The sequence below is a fragment of the Sporomusa sp. genome (genome assembly GCF_035561255.1).
Taxonomy (GTDB): Bacteria; Bacillota; Negativicutes; order Sporomusales; family Sporomusaceae; genus Sporomusa.
Genome location: NZ_DATMXX010000133.1, coordinates 1 through 9,096, shown reverse-complemented (window position 1 = coordinate 9,096; position 9,096 = coordinate 1). Strand labels below are relative to the sequence as shown.

Below are 9,096 nucleotides of genomic sequence, written 5' to 3'. Positions count from 1 at the left end.
ATATAAATATTATCTAACTCGTCTTTGGTAATTCCGATGTAAGCTAAGGTAACGCTGGGAGCCGAATGGTTAAGTAGTTTTTGAATTTTTGTTACATCTGCGCCGCTTTTGTAGGCCCAGTAACCAAATGTTTTTCGTAATGTATGTGTCCCGATAGCGCCTTTAATGCCTACAGCACGTGCGGCCCGATTCATGATCCGGTATGCTTGAATGCGGGTAATCGGCTGTTCACCTTTTTTGCTTTTAAAAAGCCAGTCATTTTCACTGCTAATGCTTGCAAGGTATTCATCAATCGTTCTTTTACATGTATCAGAAAGTGGGAAATCTTTTTTTTTGCCTGTTTTCTTTTCACGAATGATCACCCGGTCTTTGGTTTTTACGTCACTTATCTTCAGAACCAATAGATCAGAGATTCGCAACCCGCTATTAATACCTAGAACGAAAAGAAGGTAGTTACGCAGATTTTGTTTTTTCAAATAACTTTTTACTGCATCAATTTGTTGCTTATCGCGAATCGGCTCAACATATTCCATGGGGTCTCACATCCTCAATAATGTTTCTAACCATGTAATTATATAATAAGTTACCTTAACGCGGTTAAAGAAATGTAACACAAATCAATTGTGTTACATTTCTTCTTTGGAATGGGCTAAACATTGGGTAGTGAAAGTTCAGAGGAGGTTTGGTTGTAGAGTTGATTGCTCGTGGATAGGCAACGTGTTGCTTAGAGGTGTCAGATATGGCTGACAAAGGTCCGATTTTATGTGTAACTTAAAAATAAAGGGGGCGAAGCCGCTTCTAGTACTGTAGAGGCGGGAAATATGAAAATGAATCTAACGACGAAAATGATCATTTATTTTTTGCTGGTTGTAGCAGTGGCCGCAGCGGGATTTACTTACACCGTTTGGATGGTTAATGACGCCGTAAGCGAGAACCTTGAACTCAAAAATACAATGGTACCCCTGCTTCTTAAAACAAATGAGATTACTTATAATGCCACAGCCCAGGTAGCTTACCTGCGGGGATGGTTTATTTACGGGGATCCCCGGTTTCTGGACTCCTGGAAAAAAGCCAGCGATGCATCCACTGCAACTGAAGAAGATCTGCTCAAGATTTCTGTTGTTTCGGTAGAAGGGCGCAAATATGCAGAGGATACTAAAAATTTAGACGGTAAGTATACAGAACTGGCCGAGAAAAAGTTTGTTCCGATGATACAAGCCGGTAAACGGGATGAGGCCCTCAAAGTCATGACCGAGGAAATGGGGCCTATTGCGCAGGCCCTTGATGCACAACTTGTGGAACACACCAAGTTTAGGGCCAAACAAATCAATAATGCCCTTGATGGGGCTGTCGCCAACGCCCAGCAGGCCAAGATGGCAGCAATTATTGCCGCGGTGTTTGCTACGATAATCGGGATCGCAATTGGCTTTTTGGCAGCTCGCAGCATATCCCGGCCAGTCAATGCCTTGGCCGTGGTGGCCCGGAAGGTGGCAGCCGGTGACCTGACCGAGAATGTGAAAGTCGATCGTCAGGACGAGATCGGTCAATTGGCAGAAGCCTTTAATACGATGGTTGCGCAACTTAAGGACTTGATCAGGCAGGTAACCATTAATGCTGAACAGGTCGCAGCCTCCAGTGAGGAGCTTACCGCTAATTCTGAGCAATCGGCTCAGGCCTCCAACCAGATCGCAACAGCAATTACTGATGTGGCTGCCGGGGCTACGGCGCAGATGGAGGCTGCCAATGATACCTCTGCTGTCGTGGAGCAGATGTCGGCAGGTATTCAGCAGATCGCAGCCAACGCCAATCAGGTGTCTGATCAGTCGGCTCAGGCTGCCGATAAAGCCAAAAATGGTGACAAAGAAGTGGAAAAAGCGGTTAAGCAGATGCAACAAATTGAAGATACAGTCAATACCTCCGCCAGGGTTGTCGTCAAACTGGGCGAGCGCTCCAAGGAAATCGGCCAGATTGTGGACACTATCTCCGGTATTGCCGGTCAGACTAATCTGCTGGCATTAAATGCTGCAATTGAAGCCGCCCGGGCTGGCGAACAGGGACGGGGTTTTGCCGTGGTGGCAGAAGAGGTGCGGAAACTGGCTGAGCAGTCCCAGGAGGCGGCTAAGAAGATTGCCGAACTCATCGGGGAAATACAGGGAGATACAGATAAAGCTGTAGTAGCTATGCATGAGGGGACGCAGGAAGTCCAGCGGGGGACTGCGGTGGTCAATGCCGCCGGAATGGCATTTAAAGAAATTATGGCTGTAGTGGATCAGGTATCTGATCAGGTGAAGGAAATTTCGGCAGCCATTCAACAAATGGCTACCGGGAGTCAACAGATTGTAGCTTCGGTTAAGAAAATTGATGATCTTAGCAAAAAATCAGCAGGCGAGTCCCAGGGGGTCTCGGCAGCCACTGAAGAGCAATTGGCTTCCATGGAAGAAATTGCAACCTCCAGCCAGGCCCTGGCCCTGCTAGCTCAGGATTTACAAACAGCGGTAGCCAGATTCCGTGTGTAAATGGGGATTAACTGGAGGCGGGCTAAATGACATCAGAACAAATGGTGGTCTTTCGGCTGGGGGATGAGGAGTACGCAGTTTCTATCACTCAGGTGAAAGAGATTATCTGTTATAAGGGCGCGAATAAATTACCTAATATGCCGGATTATCTGGAGGGAATCATTAATCTTAGAGGTAAGATAATCCCGGTAGTGGACTTAGCCAAACGCTTCCGGCTGATACCGGAGATAGCCAAAGGCAAACAAGCGGTCATTGTAGAAACAATGGGCATGGAAGTCGGGGTTGTAGTGGATGAGGTTACAGAGGTGCTGATGCTTGACGACGGCGCTATTGAGCCAGCTTCAATGATGACCCATGCCGGAGCATTCCTCCGTGGCATCGGTAAACAGGAAGAACGCCTGATGATAATTCTTGATTTGGATAAGTTGTTTAGGCAGGAAGAGCAAGAACTGCTGCAATTTGTTGGATAAGTAGTTTACTGACAAGAGGCCATCTTTTGGGACTGTAACAAAATGCTGTTTTTAGTGAGCCGCATTAAGAAAGGCAATGACGGTGGTTGGGTCTTGAAAAAGACCCAACCACCGTTATTTTGTCTTAGCCTTTAAGGGTTACACCTTAGTTGTTTTTTCATAACGTTTTTCCAGATAGGGGATAAGCCCGCCTGCGGATAGAACATCCATAACCGGTTCGGACAATGCTGTTGCCTGATAGGTCTCGCCTGTAGTTTTATTATCGATGTGTCCTGTATCTAAGTCTATTGCAAGGGTGTCGCCGTCGCTTATCTTTTCAATTTCAGTGCACTCCAATACCGGCAGCCCAATGTTGATGGCATTCCGATAAAAAATTCGTGCAAAAGATTTGGCTATAATGGCACTGACCCCAGCTATTTTGAGAGCAATGGGTGCTGTTTCCCGGCTAGATCCAGGGCCAAAGTTATTGCCTGCCACCATGATATCACCGGGAGAGAGTTTCTGGTTAAAATGCTCATCAATACCTTCCATGGCATGCGCAGCGATAACCTCAAGCGATTTCTCAAGATATTGCGGCGGCGAAATTAGATCTGTGTTGATGTTATCTCCGTACTTTAATACTTTTCCAATCAGTTGTTTCATCATTACCCCTCCTACAGATAGTTGCGCGGGTCGGTAATTTTACCAGTAATGGCAGCAGCAGCTACCGAGGCCGGGGAGGCCAGGAATATCTCCGATTCTTTATGGCCCATGCGGCCGAGGAAGTTGCGGTTGGTAGAGGAGATTGCCCGTTCGCCGCTGGATAATATTCCGCTATGCAGACCAAGGCAGGCACCGCAGCTAGGTGCCAGAATCATGGCGCCGGCTTCGGATAAAGTCTCAATAATGCCGTCCTTTAGGGCCTGATGGTATATCGATCTTGATGCCGCAGACACGAGTAAGCGGATGCGGGGATGGACCTTTTGACCCTGGAGTACTTTAGCGGCTTCTGCCAGGTCGCTATAGCGGCCATTTGTACAGGAACCAAGGTAGGCTTGATGGATAATCTCCCCTGCTGCCTGATCAATATTGACAACATTATCTACCTCATGCGGCAGTGCAATCTGTGGAACCAGTGTAGCTGCGTCAAATTCGAATTTCTGAGAAAAACCGGCATCTGAATCACTATATAGTGGCTCACCTTTGGTTGCGCCAATAGCGGTTAAATATTCAAATACTTTTTCATCAGGAGCGATTAAGCCGGTTTTTGCTCCGGCTTCCACAGCCATATTAGTGATTGTCATTCTTTGATCAACCGTGAGGGCGGTGATCGCTTCCCCGGCAAATTCCATTACCTTATATGTGGCTCCGGCCTGGCCGATTTCCTTAATTGTCCGTAGGATTAAATCCTTGGAGTAGACCCCGGGTGGTAGTGTACCGCTCCAGGTAAAAAGTATCGTTTCCGGAACTCGCAGCCAGATTTGACCAGAGACCAGCACGCCCAGCATTTCTGTTGACCCAATACCTGTGCCAAAACAGCCAAAAGTACCGGCAGTGGTGGTATGGGAATCAGTACCGACCATTAAGGTGCCGGGGAGGGAAAAGCCCTTCTCCGCTAGGACCTGATGACAGGGTCCAATACCTTCAAAGTATTTATTAATCCCGTATTCTTTAGCCCAATTACGGGTGAATTGCAGGATCTCGGCCTGAGTGATATTGGCGGCCGGGGAATAATGATCAGAGATGATAACGACCTTATCTTTATCCCAGATCGTGTTGCCCAGCTTCTGAATCTGGTCAGCAATGATTACCCTTGGACCGAGTAAATCGTCCATCATGGCGATATCTACATTGGCCCAAACAAAATCACCTGGTTGTACTGTGGATTTGCCAGAAGCTCTGGCTATGATTTTTTCAGCCATGGTCATGCCCATGAGAAAATACCTCCTGTGGATTCTTAATTAGAGTCTTGATAAGTAAAGAAAAAGTACCCCATAAGAGCGACTAAATTAGTCATCTTTTATAAGGTGCTTTTTCTGTTGGGCAGCGGAATTTTGTAGATGCGCTCATTTGCCGAAAAGACCAGCAACCAGTGATAACATCCCGGCGGCAATAAGTGGGCCGACGGCAATGCCCTGAAAGAATGACACACCTACAATTGTTCCCAGTACAAGCGAGGTAATTGTGTCAGGTGAAGCTTTGAAAAACAGCACGCCTTTGCCGCCTAACCAGGCGGCAAAGACACCGGTTATCACGGCAAGCAGGCCTACCGGGCTTGTGATCGCATCATACATATCACGTAAAGTAATTTTTCCTGAGGCAAGCGGGGTTAGAATTGCGAGGGTAAGAATGGTTATGCCAATATTGATCCCTCTGTTTTCCAGGAAGGAAAACCAGGAACTAAAGCCAAGCAGTTTTATGATCAATAATATGGCGGCAGCCGCCGAAACCGTTTGGTTCTTGGCGATAACTGAAAGTACCAGAATGATAAGAATAGGTATATTATCGGGAGACATACCTGTCACTTCCTGTTAACTGATTTTCAACTCTGAGGAATAATCAAATTTGGTGAAGCTTGCCGGTGGTAGAGCCGGTTTTTCAGTGGTAGCTGCTGTTACTATATTCTCAGCTACCAGAAAATCCATGCATCTAATCGAATCAAAGGTGTATGAGCCTACATGCGCTGTAGCGACAACACTATCCAGCTTTTCCTTAAGCAGCAGATCGTCAACAGCAGGTTCAATGTCAAAAACATCCAGGGCAGCACCGGCGATTTGCTTGGTCTTAAGAGCGTTAAGCAGGGCGGCCTGATTGACAAGACCGGATCTGGCGGTGTTGATGAGAAAGGCAGTGGGTTTCATCAGGGAAAACTCTCTGGCATTAATCATTTCCCGGGTTTGTTCATTTAATGTACAATGTAGTGTAATGAAGTCTGATTGCGCAATTAGCTCCTCTTTGGAACAAAGTGTAATCCCATTGCTAGCAAGATACTCCCGGTCCGGATGTCCGGTGTAGGCTAAAATTTTCATGCCAAAGCCCTTTGCGCGGGTGACAACGGCTTTACCGATGCGTCCCAGTCCTAGGACACCAAGTGTTTTCCCCCAGACGTCGCTGCTGACAGGACGATACCAGTTATTCTGGCGCAACTGAGCATCAATTATGTGTACCTGCCGGGCAATTGAGAGCATTAGGGCAAAGGTCAGATCGGCAACCGTTTCATATCCTGGCATGTCAGCTGTTGTTTTTATCTGTACGCCGGCTGTTTGTGCTGCAGTTATATCGATGTTTTCGATGCCAACACCGTGCCGTGATACCACTTTTAGGTTTCGGCAATGTTCAAAAACTTCCCCGCTGATCTCGTCGGAACTGGAATACACCGCAATAGCAGTCAGGGCATGTTCTGCATCTATCCTGATAATATCCTGGGCACTCATGGCATGACCAGTGGGATTCCAGATAATCTGCCAGGCGTTTTCTTCAAAATAGCTTACAAGCTGTTTGCGATGTTCTTTATCAAGCTGGCTGCCAAAAGCCTTTGATGTGATCAATACTTTTTTCATATAGTTAATCCTTTCAGCTAGGGTTAGCCTTTATTTTTCGATGCGACACCATTCACCACGTTTTCCGGGGGCTGATGAGCAAGTACCCGGCCAATATTTGCAAGGGCACCGAGGAGCATATCGCGAAAAGCCCCGATGGTAACACCGGCAATATGCGGTGTAAGCAACAGGCGGTTCCGGGCCTCCGGTGAGAGGGTTAATAAAGGATGATTCCGGGGTGGTGGTTCAGGTGATACAACATCAACTGCCGCACCGCCGATATGCCCTGTTTCCAGCATTTCAGCCAAAGCCTGCTGGTCGATAACCTCACCGCGGGCCGTATTCACCAATAAGCTGCCGGGAGACATTAGGCCAAGCTCATACCGGCCAATTAATCCCTGCGTATCAGCAGTTAAAGGTACATGCACGCTCACAATATTGCTGGTCGCTAGCAGTTCTTGCAGGGGTTTATACGTAATTCCCAATTCAGTCTCCAGAGCCACAGACCTGCTGGAACGACTATAGTAGCATACTGAAGCCCCCAGGAATTTTAGAATTCTCGCCACTTGCCGGCCAATTGCCCCCAGGCCTACCAGGCCAACCACGCTGCCGGCGATCTCGTTTAAGCCGGTTTTTAGCAACGTCTGCCTGATTGCAGCATACTGTCCGGCTTTTGTTTCGCGGTCTGCAATAAGCAGTTGTCTTTGTAACGCAATTACTAAACCTACTGTAAACTCAGCCACTGACTTGGCATTAGCCCCGGGGACATTGGCCACAGGAATACCAAGCTCTGCAGCAGCCTTGCAATCAATTAGGTCATAGCCGGCTCCGACTGTCTGGATGAGCTTTATGTGGGAAAGCTGGCGAAGCATTGGCGCATTAATCTCAGGCAAGCTTGCCGGTACCAGCAGACAATCAGCTTGCCGGCAGGCGTCGATTAATGCAGCAGCGGTGTCAGGGTTGATAAAATGGAAATCCCATTGCTGCGGCAGTTCGACGCTGGAGGTATCGAACCGCCATTTCGGCATTACACTAACAATAATTGCCATATACATCCCTCTTCTTATTTGTCTTTTTATGCAAGCGTCCTCATAACGGCGGCGATACGTTCCAGACCTAACTGGCAGTCCTCATATGACACCGCATAAGATATGCGGAAATGACCGTTGCCGCCTTCACCGAAAGCCAGACCGTCGACCACGGCTACCCCGGCATTGTTCAGCAGGTAATCAGCAACCTGTGCGGAGGTTACATGGGGCAGTGTAATTCGTGGAAAAGCATAAAAAGCACCTTGGGGAATCCCCGGCAACTCAAGCCCCGGTATCTGTCGGATCATTTCTAAAACAAGCTTGCGGCGCCGGGCGAATTCCTGCATCATGGCGTCAACGCAATCCTGAGAGCCGGTTAGTGCTGCCACCGCCCCGTGTTGAGCGAAGGTGCACAGCGACAGCATGACGTTTTGCTGTGCCCGGACAGCGGCCCCGATCACTGCTGCAGGGGCTGCAATATACCCTACGCGCCAGCCTGTCATGGCAAAGGTTTTTGATAAGGTGCCGCAAACGATGGTTCGTTCCTTCATCCCTGGAAAACTGGCAGGAGAAATGTAGCTGCTTTCGTACAGCATTTTGTCATAGGCCTCATCAGAAATGAGCATCAAATCATGAGCCACTGCAAAATCAGCGACAGCTTTTAATTGCTCTTTTGTCAAAACACTGCCTGTTGGATTATGGGGAGAATTTACGATGATCGCCTTAGTTCGCGGCGAAACTGCCTGTTTAGCTGCTGCTAAATCATAGGCATAGTTATTGTCAGGCTGAAGCGGAACTTTTATAGGAACGCCACCGGCCAATATGATCCCCAACGCAAAAGGCCCAAAGCACAGATCGGGAATAATTACTTCATCACCCTCATTGAGCAGGCTCAGAAAGGTTAGATATAAAGCCTCCTGACCACCGGCTGTTACCATAATTTCGGTTTCAGCATCATAATTGAGTCCTTTATCGGCCTGTAGTCTCATTGACAGGGCGGCACGCAATGCCGGTATTCCGTTATTTGGGGCATAGTGGACATGGCCTTTGTCGAGCGCGATTTTTACCGCTTCTTTGATATGTGCGGGTGTATCAAAATCGGGACGTCCAATCTCAAAGTGGACTACTTTTTGGCCTTGAGCTTCTAATTCATTAGCCTTTTGGAATACTTTCCGGATTCCGGCATAGGGAATCTGATCAAACTTAGTAGCAATAACAGGTACCATAGCTAGAGACCTCCTTAGTTATATCCCGGCATTTTGCCGTGTATTTTGTGAATCGCAGAAATCAACCGTTAACTCATCAATGATGAGTAGCAAAATAGTATAAATCCCCCCTAACCAGATGATGAATTGTTCATTCCCCATCTGCTGCATTGGATTCTTTTTATCAATAAAAAAACCGACTCAGGTCTATTCTGAGTCGGCACGTCATTGTGAACCGATAAAAGTAGATTATTATGTTTTTATAGCTCATAATTGATGAGTAGCGTCGTTGTATGATTCTATTCTACACAAGATTATCTCTTTCTGCAAGAATTATTTTCGGGAACTTTCTTAAGTGG

At 47.4% G+C, this 9,096-nt stretch carries 9 protein-coding genes; 2 read left to right on the top strand and 7 right to left on the bottom strand.

What is annotated here, in order from left to right; all coding sequences use genetic code 11:
• Nucleotides 1-533 (bottom strand): site-specific integrase (locus VN379_RS07570; protein ID WP_325532445.1); only part of this gene is annotated, 533 nt, incomplete at its 3' end.
• A gap of 294 nt (nt 534-827) precedes the next feature.
• Between VN379_RS07570 and VN379_RS07565 the strand changes: the two genes are divergently transcribed.
• Together VN379_RS07565 and VN379_RS07560 are read left to right on the top strand one after the other, a co-directional pair.
• Nucleotides 828-2,516: a methyl-accepting chemotaxis protein gene (locus VN379_RS07565; protein ID WP_325532447.1), complete on the top strand. Its 1,689-nt coding sequence runs from the start codon at nt 828-830 to the stop codon at nt 2,514-2,516.
• A 26-nt stretch (nt 2,517-2,542) separates the two neighbouring features.
• Nucleotides 2,543-2,986 carry a chemotaxis protein CheW gene (locus VN379_RS07560; protein ID WP_325532443.1) on the top strand — a complete coding sequence of 148 codons (444 nt, stop codon included), beginning with the start codon at nt 2,543-2,545 and terminating at the stop codon, nt 2,984-2,986.
• Nucleotides 2,987-3,124: 138 nt separating this feature from the next.
• On the opposite strand, the gene VN379_RS07555 is transcribed toward VN379_RS07560, so the two are convergent.
• The 6 genes from VN379_RS07555 to VN379_RS07530 all read right to left on the bottom strand — a co-directional run bounded on the left by VN379_RS07555 (nt 3,125) and on the right by VN379_RS07530 (nt 8,758).
• The gene (locus VN379_RS07555; RefSeq protein ID WP_414714972.1) at nt 3,125-3,628 is read right to left on the bottom strand and encodes a 3-isopropylmalate dehydratase small subunit; all 504 of its coding nucleotides are present in this window, start codon (nt 3,626-3,628) and stop codon (nt 3,125-3,127) included.
• An 11-nt stretch (nt 3,629-3,639) separates the two neighbouring features.
• On the bottom strand, nt 3,640-4,899 hold the full coding sequence (locus tag VN379_RS07550; RefSeq protein ID WP_325532439.1) for a 3-isopropylmalate dehydratase large subunit: 1,260 nt from the start codon (nt 4,897-4,899) through the stop codon (nt 3,640-3,642).
• A 132-nt stretch (nt 4,900-5,031) separates the two neighbouring features.
• The gene (locus VN379_RS07545; RefSeq protein WP_325532437.1) at nt 5,032-5,481 is read right to left on the bottom strand and encodes a DUF441 domain-containing protein; all 450 of its coding nucleotides are present in this window, start codon (nt 5,479-5,481) and stop codon (nt 5,032-5,034) included.
• 15 nt (nt 5,482-5,496) lie between these two features.
• Nucleotides 5,497-6,525: a phosphoglycerate dehydrogenase gene (locus VN379_RS07540; RefSeq protein WP_325532435.1), complete on the bottom strand. Its 1,029-nt coding sequence runs from the start codon at nt 6,523-6,525 to the stop codon at nt 5,497-5,499.
• Nucleotides 6,526-6,548: 23 nt separating this feature from the next.
• A complete protein-coding gene (locus tag VN379_RS07535) occupies nt 6,549-7,553 on the bottom strand; it encodes a 2-hydroxyacid dehydrogenase (RefSeq protein WP_325532433.1) in 1,005 nt (334 codons plus the stop codon).
• Nucleotides 7,554-7,579: 26 nt separating this feature from the next.
• Nucleotides 7,580-8,758: a pyridoxal phosphate-dependent aminotransferase gene (locus tag VN379_RS07530; RefSeq protein ID WP_325532431.1), complete on the bottom strand. Its 1,179-nt coding sequence runs from the start codon at nt 8,756-8,758 to the stop codon at nt 7,580-7,582.
• Nucleotides 8,759-9,096: the final 338 nt, after the last annotated feature.

Coding starts and splice junctions, on each gene's coding strand:
- VN379_RS07530 (WP_325532431.1), bottom strand. CDS start 8,758: ATGGTACCTGTTATTGCTACTAAGTTTGATCAGATTCCCTATGCCGGA.
- VN379_RS07550 (WP_325532439.1), bottom strand. CDS start 4,899: ATGGGCATGACCATGGCTGAAAAAATCATAGCCAGAGCTTCTGGCAAA.
- VN379_RS07535 (WP_325532433.1), bottom strand. CDS start 7,553: ATGGCAATTATTGTTAGTGTAATGCCGAAATGGCGGTTCGATACCTCC.
- VN379_RS07545 (WP_325532437.1), bottom strand. CDS start 5,481: ATGTCTCCCGATAATATACCTATTCTTATCATTCTGGTACTTTCAGTT.
- VN379_RS07540 (WP_325532435.1), bottom strand. CDS start 6,525: ATGAAAAAAGTATTGATCACATCAAAGGCTTTTGGCAGCCAGCTTGAT.
- VN379_RS07565 (WP_325532447.1), top strand. CDS start 828: ATGAATCTAACGACGAAAATGATCATTTATTTTTTGCTGGTTGTAGCA.
- VN379_RS07560 (WP_325532443.1), top strand. CDS start 2,543: ATGACATCAGAACAAATGGTGGTCTTTCGGCTGGGGGATGAGGAGTAC.
- VN379_RS07555 (WP_414714972.1), bottom strand. CDS start 3,628: ATGAAACAACTGATTGGAAAAGTATTAAAGTACGGAGATAACATCAAC.